Origin of the sequence: Dyella thailandensis (assembly GCF_050749815.1) — a bacterium.
Classification (GTDB): domain Bacteria; phylum Pseudomonadota; class Gammaproteobacteria; order Xanthomonadales; family Rhodanobacteraceae; genus Dyella_A.
The window spans coordinates 3,567,016-3,582,568 of the sequence record NZ_CP192735.1 but is presented as its reverse complement, the minus strand read 5'-3'; the positions used below and the strand labels follow the sequence as shown (position 1 = coordinate 3,582,568).

General features: G+C 70.3%; 13 protein-coding genes. 1 reads left to right on the top strand and 12 read right to left on the bottom strand.

Annotation, left to right across the window (positions count from 1 at the left end; all coding sequences use genetic code 11):
- Window positions 1–5 precede the first annotated feature (5 nt).
- Window positions 6–2,627: a bifunctional diguanylate cyclase/phosphodiesterase gene (locus ACQVBX_RS16280; protein ID WP_431635390.1), complete on the bottom strand. Its 2,622-nt coding sequence runs from the start codon at window positions 2,625–2,627 to the stop codon at window positions 6–8.
- 269 nt (window positions 2,628–2,896) lie between these two features.
- Here ACQVBX_RS16280 and ACQVBX_RS16275 point away from each other — a divergent pair, with 269 nt between their 5' ends.
- A complete protein-coding gene (locus tag ACQVBX_RS16275; protein ID WP_431635388.1) occupies window positions 2,897–3,796 on the top strand; it encodes a DUF2167 domain-containing protein in 900 nt (299 codons plus the stop codon).
- A gap of 173 nt (window positions 3,797–3,969) precedes the next feature.
- On the opposite strand, the gene hrpB is transcribed toward ACQVBX_RS16275, so the two are convergent.
- The 11 genes from hrpB to gspF form a co-directional block, all read right to left on the bottom strand.
- Window positions 3,970–6,486: an ATP-dependent helicase HrpB gene (gene hrpB, locus ACQVBX_RS16270; protein ID WP_431635386.1), complete on the bottom strand. Its 2,517-nt coding sequence runs from the start codon at window positions 6,484–6,486 to the stop codon at window positions 3,970–3,972.
- Between the two features lie 118 nt (window positions 6,487–6,604).
- Complete coding sequence (gene gspD, locus ACQVBX_RS16265; RefSeq protein WP_431635385.1) at window positions 6,605–8,917, bottom strand: type II secretion system secretin GspD; 2,313 nt, start codon at window positions 8,915–8,917, stop codon at window positions 6,605–6,607.
- Window positions 8,917–9,636 (bottom strand): hypothetical protein, encoded by a 720-nt coding sequence (locus ACQVBX_RS16260; RefSeq protein ID WP_431635383.1) that lies wholly within the window; start codon window positions 9,634–9,636, stop codon window positions 8,917–8,919. Before ACQVBX_RS16260 ends, gspD begins: the two co-directional genes overlap by 1 nt.
- A complete protein-coding gene (gspM, locus tag ACQVBX_RS16255) occupies window positions 9,633–10,268 on the bottom strand; it encodes a type II secretion system protein GspM (RefSeq protein WP_431635382.1) in 636 nt (211 codons plus the stop codon). Before gspM ends, ACQVBX_RS16260 begins: the two co-directional genes overlap by 4 nt.
- The gene (locus ACQVBX_RS16250) at window positions 10,265–11,425 is read right to left on the bottom strand and encodes a PilN domain-containing protein (RefSeq protein WP_431635380.1); all 1,161 of its coding nucleotides are present in this window, start codon (window positions 11,423–11,425) and stop codon (window positions 10,265–10,267) included. Before ACQVBX_RS16250 ends, gspM begins: the two co-directional genes overlap by 4 nt.
- Complete coding sequence (locus ACQVBX_RS16245) at window positions 11,422–12,288, bottom strand: general secretion pathway protein GspK (protein WP_431635379.1); 867 nt, start codon at window positions 12,286–12,288, stop codon at window positions 11,422–11,424. The genes ACQVBX_RS16250 and ACQVBX_RS16245 overlap by 4 nt, the downstream gene beginning before the upstream one ends.
- A complete protein-coding gene (locus tag ACQVBX_RS16240) occupies window positions 12,285–12,953 on the bottom strand; it encodes a prepilin-type N-terminal cleavage/methylation domain-containing protein (RefSeq protein WP_431635378.1) in 669 nt (222 codons plus the stop codon). Before ACQVBX_RS16240 ends, ACQVBX_RS16245 begins: the two co-directional genes overlap by 4 nt.
- The gene (locus tag ACQVBX_RS16235; RefSeq protein ID WP_431635377.1) at window positions 12,950–13,366 is read right to left on the bottom strand and encodes a type IV pilus modification PilV family protein; all 417 of its coding nucleotides are present in this window, start codon (window positions 13,364–13,366) and stop codon (window positions 12,950–12,952) included. Before ACQVBX_RS16235 ends, ACQVBX_RS16240 begins: the two co-directional genes overlap by 4 nt.
- Window positions 13,366–13,806, bottom strand: coding sequence for a GspH/FimT family pseudopilin (locus tag ACQVBX_RS16230; protein ID WP_431635376.1), 441 nt, complete (start codon window positions 13,804–13,806; stop codon window positions 13,366–13,368). The genes ACQVBX_RS16235 and ACQVBX_RS16230 overlap by 1 nt, the downstream gene beginning before the upstream one ends.
- A 57-nt stretch (window positions 13,807–13,863) precedes the next feature.
- Window positions 13,864–14,289: a type II secretion system major pseudopilin GspG gene (gene gspG / locus ACQVBX_RS16225; protein ID WP_431635374.1), complete on the bottom strand. Its 426-nt coding sequence runs from the start codon at window positions 14,287–14,289 to the stop codon at window positions 13,864–13,866.
- 46 nt (window positions 14,290–14,335) lie between these two features.
- Entirely contained in the window at window positions 14,336–15,553 is a 1,218-nt protein-coding gene (gspF, locus tag ACQVBX_RS16220; protein ID WP_431635373.1) for a type II secretion system inner membrane protein GspF, read from the bottom strand.

Here is a 15,553-nt window from a genome sequence, read left to right as displayed (position 1 = left end):
CGGCGTCACTCGCGCTGGAACGGCACCAGTTCCGGCATGTGCAGCGAGAAGCCCTGCGCCAGGTCCACGCCCAGTTCGCGCAGCGCCTGCATCACCGGCTCGCTGGTCACCCACTCGGCCACCACGGTCAGGCCGATCTGGTGGCCGATGTCGGTGGCCGCGCGCACCATCGCGTAGCTCACCGGGTCGTCGAGCATGTCGCGAATGAAGCTGCCGTCGATCTTGATGATGTCCACCGGCAGGTTCTTCAGATAGCCGAAGGAGGACATGCCGGCGCCGAAGTCATCCAGCGCCACCTTGCAACCCACCGCGCGCAGCCGCTGCATGAAGCGTGCGACCTGCGAGAGATGGCGCACCGCCACCGTCTCGGTGATCTCGAAGCACACCCGGCCCGGGTCGACCCGGTGCAGCGACAGCAGCTCGATGATGCGGTCGGCCAGCGCGTCGTCTTCCACGCTGGCGCCGGAGAGGTTGATCGTGGCCAGTCGCAGCGCCGCGCCAAGCGGGTGCAGCTGATCGAAGTGCGAGAGCGCCGTCTCGATCACCCAGCGGTCGATGGTCGGCATCAGGCCGTAGCGCTCGGCCGCGGGCATGAATGCGCCGGGCACCATCAGCCGGCCGCTCTCGTCGCGAAAGCGCAGCAGCAGCTCGATGCGCACACCATCGCGGTCGGCCGGCGCCAGCGGCGTGAGCTCCTGGTAGGTGAGCAACAGGCGCCCCTCGTCGGCCGCCCAGCGCAGGCGATTGGCCCACTCCATCTCGCTGCGCCGCCGTGCGGTTTCGTCGTCATGCTCGGAGTAGAAGTGCACGCGGTTGCGGCCCATCTCCTTGGCCATGTAGCAGGCGGTGTCGGCCTGGGCGAACAGCTCGTGCAGATGCACCCCATCGGGCAGGTCGATCAGCACGCCGCCTACGCTGGCACTGATCGAATACGTGCGCTGCTCCCACATGAACACATAGCCGTCGATGCGGCGGCGCAGTTGCTCGGCCGCGGCCTCCGCCGTGGCCCGCTCGCCGATGTTCGGCAGCAGCACGCCGAATTCGTCGCCGCCCAGACGCGCCAGCACATCGTGTGGCCCCAGCTGCTCGCGCATTACCATCGCCAACTGGGTCAGCAGCTGGTCGCCGGCCATGTGGCCGGAGGTGTCGTTGATCAGCTTGAACTGGTCCAGGTCGATGTACAGCAGCGCCGCCGGCGGCGCACCGTGCGCAACCGCCGCCATCGCCTCGGCCAGGCGGCGCTCGAACTCGCGTCGGTTGTAGAGGTGGGTCAGCGCGTCGTGGCTGGCCTGGTGGCTCAGCCGCTCGTTGAGCTGGCGCTGCTCGGTGATGTCGGCGGCCACCATCAACAGCTTGGGCACGCCGTCCAGCTCCACCCGCGCGATCGACACGCTGGCCCAGAAGCGCTGGCCGCTCTCACTGAGCAGCGTGGCATCGACCCGGCTGACCTCCACCCCCTGGGGATCGTGCAACCAGTGCTGCACGGCCGCGTCCTGGAACAGCTCGGGCAACGCGCGCCCGATCAGGTCCTCGCCGAGCCGGTCGCGCGAGGCCTGGTTGGCATAGGTGACGCGTCCGTTGTCGGCATCGGCCAGCACCACCAGCGCCGGCAGCAGCTCGTTGAGCGCGCGGAAACGTTCCTCGCTTTCCCGGTAACGGCGGCTCATCCGCCATCCCAGCTCTACCGCCCGCCGCTGGGTGCCGGCCACCGACCACACCAGCGTCGCCAGCAGCAGCGTGATCAGCAGCCCCGACGGCAACAGCGACTGCGACCAGCCGAAGGCCCGCTCGGGATGCGGCCGGTAGAGCATGCTCACCCGCCAGACCCGGCCGCCGTAATGCAGGTCACGCAAGAAATCGCCGCCATCGGCGATCGCCGCGCCAGGGTCGGAATCGAACAGCGGCTGCGGCGCGGCCGTCACGTCGCTCACCTCGATTTGCAGCCGCTTGAGCGCGTCGGCGGTGAAGGCACTGCCGATCCATTCGGACACATTGAACGAGGCGGCGATGGAACCCACCAGCCGGGCGTTGCGCTGCTGCGCATTGGCGGGCGGCGCGCCCTCGCTGTAGATCGGCAGCCGCAACGTGACGCCGGGGATACGCCGTCCGTCCGCGCCGACCTGCACCAGCGCGAACGGTCCGGACAGGCTGAAAGTGTCGCTCTCGCGCGCGGCCACCAGTGCGGCCATGTTGCGCCCCTGCTGGCTGATATCCAGCCCAAGCAGCCGCTCGTTGCCGGCCAGCGGCTGCACGCGACGGGTGATGTAACGCTCGCCTTCCGGGCCGGTCTCGCGCGCCGCATAGGCCAGCGCCACCAGGCTGGGAAACAGCTCGCGGGGGCGCAGGTTCTCGTAGAAATGCGCGAAGTCGTCGTCGGTGACCTGGTCCGAGGCGATGAACAGGGTCTGCACGGCGCGCATCAGCAGCTCGGAAGACGACAGCCGCGCCTGCAGCGCGGCGTAGCTCTTGTCGGCCAGCTCGTGCATGGCGGCATGATCGGCCGCCAGCTGGCGCACACGTTGCTGGTGATGCAGCAACAGCGTGAGCCCCACGCCCAGCACCAGCGTGAGCAGCACCCAGAAACCGGTCCATGTTCCCTTCGGTGGACGCGTGGCGGCACCGTCCACGGCCGCAGCGGCAGGCAGCGGGGCCGTCCTGGCAGGGAGTGATGAGGCAGGTGGCTGGCTCAAGCGGTTGTCCGTGTCGCCGGCGGGCACTGAAAGCTATCTGAGCACATCCGGCCACGTTGCGCAGTACGGTTTTGTGAAGGATTACGCCGGCTGGGCGTCCCTCGTCGGCTCTGGTACAACATCGCCGGGACGCGCCGAGGGGGAGCGCCCGCGCGCGCCGCACCACGGCCGCGCATCGACGGAACGAACGCTACAGGGGACAACACATGACACGCCGCTATACCGTGCCGGCACGCTTCGCGCTGGCTGCCTTGCTTTGCCTGTCACTCGCCGGACACGCGGCCGACGCCGCCGACAGCCAGGCCGAACATTTTCTCGCCTCGCTGCACCCGGTCAGTGGCAACGTTGCCGTTCCCGCCGCCCATGCGCACCTCGCGCTGAAACCGGGCTACGGCTTCCTCAACGCGCGCGATGCCCAGCGCGTGCTCAGCGAGCTGTGGGACAACCCGCCGGACAAGGACGTGCTGGGCATGATCCTGCCCAGCGATGATCCGCACGTGCTGCTGGATGAGGACAGCTGGGCGGTGGTGGTGACCTATGTGGACGACGGCTACGTCTCCGACGCCGATGCCGCGGGCATCGACTACGACAAGATGCTGCGCGACATGCAGGAAAGCGCGCACGACGAGAACGCCGAACGGCGCAAGCAGGGCTTCCCCGAAGTGGAACTGGCCGGCTGGGCCGAACCGCCGCACTACGACGAAGCCAGCCACAAGCTGTACTGGGCGCGCGACCTGATCTTCAGTCACGACGGCCGCAGCGGGCACTCGCTCAACTACGACATCCGCGTGCTGGGCCGGCAGGGCTATCTGTCGCTCAACGCGGTGGCGCCCATCGACCAGCTGGCGCAGGTCAAGGCGGACATGCCGCAGGTGCTGGCGATGACCGACTTCGACGCCGGCCAGCGCTACACCGACTTCGACAAGAGCACCGACAAGCTCGCCGCCTACGGCATCGGCGCGCTGGTCGCCGGCGGCATCGCGGCCAAGGCGGGGTTGTTCGCCAAGCTCGGCGTGATGCTGCTGGCGCTCAAGAAATTCATCGTGCTCGGCATCGCCGCCGTGGCCGGCCTGTTCAAGAAGCTGTTCCGCCGCAAGCAGGCGTGACGCACGCGCCGCGCGGCGCGCAGAGGGATGCTCTGATCGACCCTACACAGGTGCCACCGTGGCTGTCTGTCGAGACGGCGGACCGAAGGCATGTGGGCAGACAGCCACGGCCCAGCCCGCTCAATTCAAATGGATTGGGTGATGGCGCCTGCGTAGGGTTGGTCAGAGCCTCCCTAAGTGCCGCGCGGCTTGGCCCGATGGGTGGGCGTGGCGCTCCACGGATCGTCCGGCCACGGGTGGCGCGGATAGCGGCCCTTGAGCTCCTTCTTCACCTCCGGGTAGGTGCGCTCCCAGAAGCCTTTCAGATCCTGCGTGACCTGGATCGGGCGGCCCGCCGGCGACAGCAGGTGCAGCGTCACCGGCACCCGGCCGCCGCCGATCCGCGGCGTGTCGGCGAGGCCGAACAGTTCCTGCAGCTTCACCGCCAGCACCGGCGGCTCGCCGGGCGCGTACTCGATCCGACGACTCTGCCCGCTGGGCACCACCAGCTGGTCGGGTACCTGCGCGTCGAGGGTGCGTCGCTGCTCGTAGTCGAGCATGGCGGCGAGCGCCTGCGACAGCGATTCGCCGGCCAGCGCGTCGAGCCCGCGCTTGCCCTCCAGATGCGGCGCCAGCCACTGCTCCAGCGTGGCCAGCAGATGCGCGTCGCTGACGTCGGGCAGTCCCAGCTCCGGCATCCACTCGCGCAAGGCCTGGATGCGCGCGCGCAGCCGGCGCGCCGAGTCGCTCCACGGCAGCGCGTCCAGTCCGCGGCTGCGCACCGCGGCGAGCAGGGCGGGCAGCGCGTCGGCCGGCTGCACCGGCACGCTGCGCCGTTCCAGCACGATGGCGCCGAAGCGCTGCTCCTCGAACGCCTCCACCGCACCGCGCGCCTCGTTCCAGCGCAGCACGCGCTCGCGCGCGAACGCGGCGGGAAAGTCGCGCTCGAGCTGACGCGGATCGAGCGGCGCGGCGGCGAGGATCAGGCTGTCACGGGCCTCGTGGCGCAGGTCCAGCGCCACCAGCCACGGCTCGCCGAGCAGCGCGGTCTGCTCGTGCAGGCGCGCGCCGCGGCCGTTGGCCAGCGTGTAGCGCAGCGGCTGGCTGGCATCGCGAAAGGCGATGCGGTCGGGAAACGCGTGCGCCAGCAGGTCGCCCACCGCGTGGCTGTCCGGCACGCCCGTGGCCGCGGTACGCACGTCCAGGCGTCGGCGCCAGCCCTTGGCCGCCTGTTCGATCGCCGCCAGCGCGCCGACGTCGGCCTCGACTCGTCCGCCACCGCGACGATCGCGCCACACGTGCAGCGCGCCCACGCGGGCGCGGAAGTCGTCGCTGCGCGCCAGCTCGCCGCGCAGCGGTGAGCGCGCGTCCATCAGCGCCAGCAGGTCGGCGACGAGGGCAAGGCGCTCGGACGGGGCGCGCAGCGCGGCGGCGGCCAGTCGCGGGCTCGCGCCGAGTTCGAGCATGCGTCGGCCCAGCGCGGTGATGCGGCCGTCGCGGTCCAGTGCACCGAGCAGCGCCAGCAGTTCGCGTCCCTGCGCCAGCGCACCAGCCGGCGGCGAATCGAGCCACGGCAGGTCGGCGGCGCTCGCTGCGGTGATGCCCCACGCGGCCAGCTCCAGCGCCAGCGCGGACAGTTCGGCCTGGGCGATCTCTGCTGTGCGCGAAGGTTCCAGCCGCTTGCTCTGCGGCCACAGGCGATAGGCCGTGCCTTCGGCCACGCGGCCGGCGCGACCGGCGCGCTGGTCGGCCGAGGCCTGCGAGATCGTCACCGTCTCCAGCCGTGTGAAGCCGGAGTTGGGATCGAAGCGCGGCTCGCGCGCCAGGCCGGTGTCGATCACCGCACGGATGCCCGGCAAGGTGACACTGGACTCGGCCACGTTGGTGGCCAGCACGACGCGACGGGTGCCCGGTTCGGCGGGGCTCAACGCAAGCTGCTGCTCGGCCAGAGTGAGTTCGCCGTGCAGCGGCACCAGTTCCACCTGCTCGGCGAGCGTGGCGGCCAGTACGGTCTGCGCGCGGGCGATCTCGCGCCGGCCGGGCAGGAACACCAGCACGTCGCCGTCGTTCTCCGCCAGCGCCTGCCGTGCGATGCGCGCCACGTGGTGCTCCACGCTTTCCTGGGTGCGCGCCGGCGGGTACTCGATGCGCACCGGAAAGCTGCGCCCGGGGCTGCTTATGCGGGGCGCATCCAGCCACTGGGCGATGCGTTCGCCATCCAGCGTGGCGGACATCACCAGCAGGCGCAGCTCCGGTCGCAGCGTGGCCTGCACGTCCAGCGCCAGCGCGACGCCGAGGTCGCCGGCCAGATGCCGTTCGTGGAATTCGTCGAACACGATCGCGCCAATGCCGCTGAGCTCTGGATCGTCCTGGATCAGCCTCGTCAGGATGCCCTCGGTGACCACCTCGACGCGCGTCGCCGCACTGGTGCGCGACTCGAAGCGGATCGAGTAGCCCACCGTCTGCCCCACCGGCTCACCGAGCTGCTGCGCCATGAACTGCGCGGCGGCGCGCGCGGCGATGCGGCGCGGTTCGAGCATCAGGAGTTTCTGCCCCGCCAGCCACGGCGCATCGAGCAGTGCCAGCGGCACCTGGGTGGTCTTGCCGGCGCCGGGCGGCGCTTCCAGCACCAGCCGCGGATGCGCGGTGAGCGCATCGCGGATGGCGGGCAGCAGCGGGGTGATCGGAAAGGCGGGGGACGGCGGAATCATCGCGTGGATGATACGTGCTGGCTCGGCTGGGCCTTACGCAGAAGCGAAAGCATCGCCCGCGAGCGGGCTCCTGCATGGAGCCTTGCGGCAGGAGCCTGCTTGCAGGCGATGCCTTGCTTTACGGCTTGGCCTTCGCGCGCAGCGGGGCCAACGACTCGAACTTCTGCTGGTACTCGTTGGTGATGTCGCGGGCGTCGTCGCTGCTGGCGATCACGCGCGGGGTGATCAGCACGATCAGCTCCGTGCGGTTGTGGTTGCGGCTGGTCTGGCCGAACAAGCGACCAAGCAGGGGGATGCGGTTGAGGCCCGGAACGCCGGTATTGGTGTCGCCTTCGTCCTGCTGGATCAGGCCGCCGAGCAGTACGGTCTGGCCGCTCTGCACGGCGACCTGGGTCGACAGCTCGCGCTGCGAGATCGTCGGATTGCCGTTGACCGGTGCCTGGCTGCGGTCGACCTGGCTTACCTGCTGACCGATGTTCATGTAAACCAGGCCACCGGGATTCACGCGCGGCTGCACATTGAGGATCACGCCGGTGTTGAGATAGCTGACCTGGTTGTACACCGCCGTGCCCACGCCGGGATTCACGCTGGTCTGGTTCACCGGCACCTGGTTGCCAACCTGGATGTGCGCGGTCTGGTTGTTCATCACCACCATCGACGGTGCGGACAACGTCTTGGTGTTGCCGTTGGTCTCCATCGCGTGCAGGGCCACCTGAAGATTGGAGTTCACGAACGAATAGAACAGCGCATCGTTGGCTGGATTGAAGCTGGCACCGCCGCGACCCAGCGCGTACTGCTGCTGGTTGCCGGGCTGGCCGGGTGTGTAGCTGCCGTCGCTGTTGCTGTGCCCGCCGATCAATCCTTCCAGATACCACTGCACACCGAACTGGAATTCACCGGTCAGGTTCACCTCCAGGATGCGCGTCTCGATCTGTACCTGCAGCGGCACGTTGTCCAGGCGCTTGATCGCGTCCTGGATCTCGTTCCACTGCGACGGGCGCGCGCGCACCAGCAGCTGGTTGTTCGCGTCCACCGAGCTGATGCGGATGCTGCCGTCGCCGGAGCTGTACTGCTGATCCCCGCCGCCACCGGTGCCGCCGACGTTGTTGATGAGCGCGCCGCCGTTGCCGCCCCCGGCACCACCGGACGCACCGCTGCTACTGCCCAGGCCGCTGGCACCCATGCTGCCGCTGGCGCTGCCGTCGCGCCCGCTGGCACTGCTGTTGAAGCCACCACTATTACCGAAGCTGCCTGCATTACTACCCATCGCCGCGCCGCTGGCGCCGCCGGTGTTGCCCAGCGTGGCGCCGGTGAGCCCGGGGCCGACTTCGCCACCGCCGCCGCCACTGCTGCCGCCGGCGTTGTCGGTGTAGATCTGCGCCAGGTAGTGGGCGAGGTCCGAGGCCTTGATGTTGCGCACGTCGTACACGTACAGCTGCGGCTCGTTGCCGCCACCGCGGTCGATGCGGGCGATCCAGTCACCCACTTCGCGCAGGTAGTCCGGCTGGGTGGAGATCACCACCAGCGCGTTGGTGCGCTCGATCGGGATGAAGCGCAGCATGCCGGCCAGCGGCGTGTTGCCGTCCTTGCCGAACAGGCTGTCGAGCTTGGGCATCAGGTCGGTGACGCTGGCGCGCTCGAGCGAGAACACGCCCACCGACATGCCGCGCAGCCAGTCCACGTCGAAGGTGCGCACGGTGCGCGCGTAGTTGGCCAGCTCCTGCGGCGTGCCGGAGAGCACCAGCAGGTTGCGCGCCGGGTCAACCAGCAGCACCGAATCGGGCCGGGCGAACGGCTTGACCAGCTTCTGCATCTCGGTAGCGCTGATGTAGTGCAGCGGGAACAGCCGCGCCTGCAGGCCGCCGGCCGGCGCGCTGGCGCCCAACCCCGGCACCAGGTTGCCGGCGGCAGCGTCCTTGGCCGGTATCACCACATAGCCGCCGTCGCCGCTGACCAGCGCGTTGCCGGTCCACGACAGCAGCATCTCCAGGATCGGCAGCGCCTGGCTGGAATCGACCGGCTCGGCGGTGGCGAAGGAGATGTTGCCCTGCACGCCGGGGGCGATGGTGTAGTTCTTCTTCAAAAGGTCGCCGAGCACCGCCTTCACCACGGCCTGCACCGGCTGGTTCTCGAAGTTGAAAGTGACCGCGCCGTCGCCCTTGGCCGCCGGGCGCGGCGTGGCCAGCGCGGTAGGGCGAATGAACTGGCCACTGCCCGCGCTCACCTGCGGCTGCACCGCCGCAGTGCTGGCGGTGTCGACGGAAGTGTTCAACGGTTGGGGGGCGGGCGCCGGCTTCTCGGTGCCGGCCATCGCCTCGCGCTGCAGCGCGCCGTCGTCGGGCGGCGGCGGCAGCGTGGCGCAACCCGCCAGCCAAACGGCACCGGCGAGGGCGACGAGTCGGAACAGCGGGGACTTCAGCGTGCGGACCATCAACGAACTCCTTGCTGGGTCGAGTCAGCCTGCTCGGCCCGACGTTTCTGGATAACGGCATTGAGCTGGCGGATGCGCTCCGCCTGCAGCTCGGCCTGGGTCTGACGTGCGCGCTGGGCGCGACCCGCATGCGGGCTGATGCCCATGCGGCGATCCCCCGCGTTATCTGCATTGGGCTCCACCAGGCCCTGACGCATTTCAGCAGCGCCCGGCGCGCTGTCCGGCGGTGCGGCGGTCTTGTCGAACGGCGCGCCGGCCGGCAGCTTCAGCTCGACACGGCCGTCGGGCGCGTCGAACACCGCGGCACGCGGATGCACTTCCACCAGCGTCCAGCGGCCGTCGGGCGTGGCCCGGCCCTCGACGATCTGCAGGTCGCGGTTGTTGCTCTTGTCGTGCACCAGCGCAATGTGCACGTCGCGGGTGAGGATCACGCCGGTGAGCGCCAGATCACCCACCGCTCCCCCGGCATCGGCCAGCGCCGCCGGGCGTCGGTCCGGGCTGAACAGCGGTTTCTGCCAGACCAGCGCGTAGCGATCCAGCGGCTGCGGCGGCGGCAGGGCGGCGCCGCGCCCCGGCGGCGGCAAGGGCGCTACCGCGCGCGGCTTGTTCCAGCGCACGCCCTGCCCGGCGCCCAGCAACAGCGCCACGAAGAGCGCACCGAGCACCGCGGCCAGCAGCACCAGGCCGGGTGTGAGGCGACGTTGTGCGGCCGCCCTCACGGCGCGGCTCCAGTCGCGGCGGGCGGTGGCGGGGTGTTCCGTGACGGGCGCACGTAGCCGGTGAGGGTGAACTGCACTTCCAGCGGCGCCTGCGCGTTCTGCTGGGTGATCACCGGGTTGCGGAAGATGCTCAGGTCGCCCACGAACAGGTACGGCGTGCCCTGCTCCAGGTCGTGCAGCACGGCGCTGAGCGGCTCGATATCGCAGCGCAGGCTGATGCTCACCGCGGCCTTGCGGTAGGGCTCGGAGCTGTCGGGGGGCGGTTCGGGCAGGGGCATCTTCTGGGTCACCTCGCAGCCGCCGTTGCGCGGATGCGCGGCGGCAACGTCGACCACGCGCTGCATCAGGCCGGCGCTGGCGGCGTTGGGATCGTCCTCGGGCAGGAACGCACTGCTGGCAGCCTGGCCGGCACCCAGCGTGGCGATGCGTTTTTCCAGCTCGGGCTTCTGCGCGATGGCGGCGGCGTAGCGACCCTGGGTGTCGCGCAGGTCGGCCATCTGGGCGTCGATCGCGCGCAGCGGCGCCACGAACCACCAGTGCAGCAGGGCGAAGTAGGCGATCACCAGCACTACCAGCAGCAGGCCGATCGCGGCGAGCCGGCTGTCGCGCGGCTTCAGCACCAGGCGGGTCATGGCGTGGCTCCTGCAGCCGGCGTCGAGGCCGCCGATGGCGGCGTGCGCACCTTGCCGACCATGTAGAAGCGCTCCTTGCCAGTGGTCGGATCGGCCTGGATCGAGCCCTGGAAGCCGACGTCGCGGATTAGCGGCGAATCCTTCAGTGCATCGACCAGCTTGGCCGCCTGCACGCTCTGGCCCTGGAATCCGATCTGCCCGCTGGCGTCCAGGCTGAAGCGTTCGAGCCAGGCGGTGTCGGGCAGACGGCGGGTCATCTCGTCGAGCAGTGCCAGCACCGGCACGGTGTCCTTTTTCTTCTGCGCCAGGAAGCCCGCGGCGCCGGCGTTGTCCTGCAGTTGCTGGCGCAGCGTGGCGACCTGCTGCGCGTCGGCGCGCATGGCGTCGACCTGGGCTTGCATCGCATCCAGCGCGAGTTGGCGGTTGTGCAGCCACTGGCCCAGGACCAGCACCAGAAGCACCACGCAGCCCGCAGCGAGGGCCAGGTTGAGGCGGCGGCGCGGGTCGCTGCGCCACGGTCGCTGCGCCGGGGCGAGCAGGTTGGCGCCCACGCGGTGGCCGTCGGCCGTGAGCAGGTCCACCGCATCCACGCGGATGCGCAGGGCGGCCAGGCGCTCCAGCAGGGGATCGAGCGTGGCGCGCGGCAGCACGATCAACTCGGCGGCAAAGCGCCCTTCGCCGGCCGGCTGACCCACGAGATCGCGCACGTCCATCGCCACCTGCTCGGCGCGAAACGGGGTCTGCCGGTCGATCTCGAACCCCACCACCTGGGCCAGGTTGTCGCGTGCCGCCAGCGGCAACGCGAGCGTGCGGCGCAGGCCGGCGGCGGCGGGCAGGCACAGGGCCAGGCGCAGATCCTGCGGGTCCACCGCGGCCAGCGCCTGGCGCAAGGCCTGCTGCTGCATCGCCGGATCGTCGGCGTCGGACCATTGCGCCAACGCTTCGGACTCGCCCGCGCGACGCAGCTGCCAGCTGTCGCCGCGACGCTCCAGCAGGTGCCACTCGGCTCCGCCGGCCAGCGCCTGCTGCGTCGATGCCGGCAGCAGCGCGCGCAGCTCGCCGCCCCACCACGTCAGGAACGCGGGCAACGGCGACGCGCGCCAGGCGCGCCGCGCGCGTTCCAGCTGCGGACGCAGCGACTGCGATGTGGCACTCATTCCCCGTCTCCCTCCTGCCAGCGCAGCACCGCGTAGGGTGGCCCACCAGCCCCGATCCCGCGCAGGCGGACTGTCGCGCGCACGACGGCCTTGGTGCCGTCGGCGAGCGTCGCCTGCGAACGAATACTATGCGTTACCCCGCCACCGGACGCCATCGCGGTGGCCGGATCGAGCGCCTCGCGCGCCTGCAGGGTCTGCGCGATGCGCGCCGCGTCCATGCCGGGGATGGCGGCCAGCGCCAGCGGCGGCGCGGTGGCCGGGTTCGGCGCGTCGCGGCCGGACCACAGCGTCACCTGCGGCGCGATCGTGCGATACACCGCCGCGGGCATGCCGAGCACCATGCGCAGCTCCTCGATGCTGGCGAACGGACCGTGCCGCGGGCCGTAATCCAGCCCGGCTGCGGCGTAGGCCGCATCGGCCGGATCCGGCCCCACCATATTCTTGAAACTGCGCCACGCCACCACGCGCTCGGTCAACGCCTGCGCGGCGCGCGGCTCCATGCCGGCGGCGGTGAACAGGCCGGTGAGCACGGCGGGCGCCGCGGCGTTGAGATCGACCTTGCCGTTCTCGTCGATCACCGCCACCTGCACCGTCGCCGGACCATAAGCGAACGTGTACGGGCGGCCGTCGGGAATCCAGCGCAGCGCCGGCTGCGGATCCTGCAGCGCGTAGATGGCGCGGGCGATGCCGGCCTCGGCGGCGTACTGCGCCTGGGTCTGCGCGAACGCATAGCGCGCCTGCAGCCCCTCGGTGCGCGCCAAGATGGCGTAGCCGCCCAGCAGTACGGCGAGCAGGGTGCAGGCCCACAGCACCACCAGCAGGGCCACACCGCGCTGCCTGCCGCGTTCGTGCGTGCGGTTCATTGGCCACCGCCCATGCCGCGCAGGCGCTGCAGCGGCCCCTGCAGCATCAGTCCGCTGGATGGATCGATGCGCAGCGGCACGGTGAGCTGCGGCCAGGGCGTGGTGCCCAGCGGAGTCAGCTCGACCCGCACCAGCTGCGGCAGCAGGCGGCCGTCGGGCCAGCCGTCCTGCCAGTCGCCGGGGCGACCCTGGGCGTCGACGCCGCGGTACTGGAAGCGGCCGCTCTTGATGTGGTCGAGCAGCAACTGCGGCTTGCCCAGTGGCTTGGGCGCGCTGCCGTCCGGCGGCAGCATCGCCAGTTGCATCTGCAGCCGCAGCGCACCGTGGCCGTCGTCGACCAGCGACAGCGCCATCAGCTGCGGCCCGAGCTGATCGAGGTAACCCGGCAACGGCGCGACGAAGCGCATGCTGCGCGCCTTGCCTTCGAAGAACACGCTGTCGCCGTTTTCGTCGTGGCCGATCGGCGCCACCATGGTTTGCGCCAGCTCGCGCCGCAGCAGTTGCTGCGAGGAGCGCACCTGATCGAGCCGCTCCACCGCGGCGGTGCCCGAGCGCACGCTGTGGGTGGCGGTGCGGATGCCCGAGTACACCCCGAGCAGCAGCAGGGTGAGCAGCACCAGCGCCGCCAGCACCTCGAGCAGGCTGAACCCCGCCGCGCGCCTCACGGCGCCGCTCCGGGTGCCGCGGCGGCGGGTACACCCACGCGCAGCGTGCTGAAGTGCGCCACCTGATCGTGGCCGGCGCCGTTCCAGCGCACGTCCAGATCGAGCTGGTACAGCTGCAGCGCCGCGTTCGGAACCGGCTTGCCGCCGGGGTTCGACGGCGTCACCTGCAGCTGCCAGCGGTACTGCTTGTTGAACGTGCCGCTGCTGGTGCCTGGGCGCAGCGGCTCGGTGACGAAGGCGCTGTCGAGCAGGCTGCGCGCCCACATCGCCGCCTCGCTGCGCTGCGCGGCGTGCTGGGTCAGCCCGATCGCACCGCCAGCCACCTTCATCAGCGCGGTGAAGGTGATCGCCAGCAACAGCAGCGCCGCGATCACCTCGATCAGGCTGAAGCCGCGGGCGCGATGCGGCGACATCACGGTTGCTCCACGCTGACCGCGCCGGTGAGCCACGCCACGTTGACCTGCCAGCGGCGCTGGCCCTGCTGCAAGGTGACGTGGCCGCCGGTGGAGCTGCCATCAGGAAAGAAGCGGATGCGCCCCACGCCGGGGCCGACCTGGTCTTCCTTGGCGCTGGTGATGCTCACCGCCAGGCCGTCCGGCAGCCGCACGGAATGCCCGTTGGCACCGCGGTAGCTGCCGGCGCGGGTGTCCACGTCGAAGTGTCGCTCCTGACCCTTCACGATCGCTTCGGCCCGCGTCGCGCGCAGCGCGGCGGCGAGCTCGCCGCTGGCCGCACTCACCCGTGCGCCCTTGAGCCCCTGCGACACCGACACCGACACCGCCGCCGCCGCGATACCGATCAGCAGGATCACCGCCAGCATCTCGAACAGGGTGAAGCCGCGCGCAGTCGGCACGCCGGCAAGGCGGAGAGCTGGACGGGCATTCACCGTAGTCGGCCGAGCAGGCAGGGCTTATTCCCAGTTGCCGATGTCCTTGCTGAAGCCGTCGCCGCCGGCCTGGCCGTCCTGACCGTAGAAGATCAGGTCGAAACTGCCGTGCTCGCCGGGGTACTTGTAGCCGAAGGCATGACCCCACGGATCTTTCAGGTCGGAAGCCTTGGCGTACGGGCCCTGCCAGTTGCCGGCATTGGACGGCTTGGTCACCAGGTCTTCGAGCTGACGCGGCGGCGTACCGTTGTCCAGCGCGTAGTTCTCCACCTTCTGGCCGAGCGTGGTGAGCTGCGCCTTGCCGGCGCCGTACTTGCCCTTGTCCACGTTCTTGCCGACCTGGGTGACCACGACGGCGCCGATGATGCCGATGAGCACGATCACGGCGAGCATTTCGAGCAGGGTGAAACCGGCGCTGCGGCGCGCGGAACGGAAAGACCTGGACTGCATGGGATTACCTCGGGTCATACGGAACGGATACATGGGACAGCGCCAGTCACTGGATGTTGCTGGTGAGGCTGAGCAGCGGCAGCAGGATCGCCGCCATGATGATCGCCACCAGTACGGTCATCACGATGGTCAGCGCCGGCACCAGCGCGGCGAGCAGGCGATCGATCGCGCGCCGGCTTTCCAACTCGAAGGTGTCGGCCACCTTGAGCAGCATCGTGTCGAGCTGGCCGGCCTCCTCGCCCACCTGCACCATCTGCAGGGCAAGCCGCGGAAAGCGCTGCGATTGCGAGAGCGCGAAGCCGAGCCCGGCGCCGCCCTTGACCTGCTCGGCGGCGCTCGCCAACGCTTCGTCCAGCGCGCGGTTGGCGGTGACCTGGCGCGCGATGGTGAGCGAGGACAAGAGCGGCACGCCGTTCTTCAGCAAGGTACCCAGCGTGCGCGCGATGCGCGCAGTTTCCACCTTCAGCAGCAGCGGCCCGACCACGCGTATGGTGAGCAGCTTCGCGTGCCAGGCCAGCCGCACCGAGGGATCGCGCAGACGCGCGCGCCAGAAGAACACGCCGCCGACGATGAGCAGCACGATCAGCCACCACCAGCCCTGGATCAGGTTGCCCAGGCCGAGCACCGCCTGGGTGATCAGCGGGATCGGCACCTGCATGTCCTGGAAGATCGGCACGAACTGCGGCACCACGTAGGCCAGCAGCAGTACCAGCGAGCCGAGCACGCCGACCAGCAGGAAGGCCGGATAGATCAGCGCGTTGACGATGCTGCCGCGCAATTGCTGCGCGCGTTCCAGGTAATCGGCCAGGCGTCGCAGCGTCTCCTCCAGCGAGCCACCCGCCTCGCCCGCACGCACCAACGAGATGTACAGCTTGGGGAACACGCCGTGCTCCTCGTCCAGCGCCTGCGACAGCGTGGTGCCGCCGCGTACGCGGTCGCGCACGCGCTCGATCAACTTCTTCGCCCGCTCGCCTTCGGGCAGCTCCAGCAGGATGCCAAGTGCCCGATCCAGCGGCTGGCCGGCACCGAGCAGGGTGGCGAGCTGATGGGTGAACTGGGCCAGCTGGTCGCCGGTGAAGGGACCGCGCGCGAACAGTGCGGCGAGGCCGCTGCCGCCGCCCGGCGCGTCGGCGGGCTGCGCCTCCAGCGGCGTGTGGCCCTGGTCCTGCAGGCGCGCGATCACGTCCTCGACCGAGGCCGCCTCCATCTGCCCCTGCAGCATGTCGCCGGCGTCGCTGACCGCGCGGTAGCGGAACTGCGCCAC

What these genes read in the sequence shown, in the direction of transcription:
- ACQVBX_RS16275 (WP_431635388.1), top strand. Translation starts at nt 2,897, where the DNA reads ATGACACGCCGCTATACCGTGCCGGCACGCTTCGCGCTGGCTGCCTTG.
- hrpB (WP_431635386.1), bottom strand. Translation starts at nt 6,486, where the DNA reads ATGATTCCGCCGTCCCCCGCCTTTCCGATCACCCCGCTGCTGCCCGCC.
- gspD (WP_431635385.1), bottom strand. Translation starts at nt 8,917, where the DNA reads ATGGTCCGCACGCTGAAGTCCCCGCTGTTCCGACTCGTCGCCCTCGCC.
- gspM (WP_431635382.1), bottom strand. Translation starts at nt 10,268, where the DNA reads ATGACCCGCCTGGTGCTGAAGCCGCGCGACAGCCGGCTCGCCGCGATC.
- ACQVBX_RS16250 (WP_431635380.1), bottom strand. Translation starts at nt 11,425, where the DNA reads ATGAGTGCCACATCGCAGTCGCTGCGTCCGCAGCTGGAACGCGCGCGG.
- ACQVBX_RS16245 (WP_431635379.1), bottom strand. Translation starts at nt 12,288, where the DNA reads ATGAACCGCACGCACGAACGCGGCAGGCAGCGCGGTGTGGCCCTGCTG.
- ACQVBX_RS16235 (WP_431635377.1), bottom strand. Translation starts at nt 13,366, where the DNA reads ATGTCGCCGCATCGCGCCCGCGGCTTCAGCCTGATCGAGGTGATCGCG.
- gspG (WP_431635374.1), bottom strand. Translation starts at nt 14,289, where the DNA reads ATGCAGTCCAGGTCTTTCCGTTCCGCGCGCCGCAGCGCCGGTTTCACC.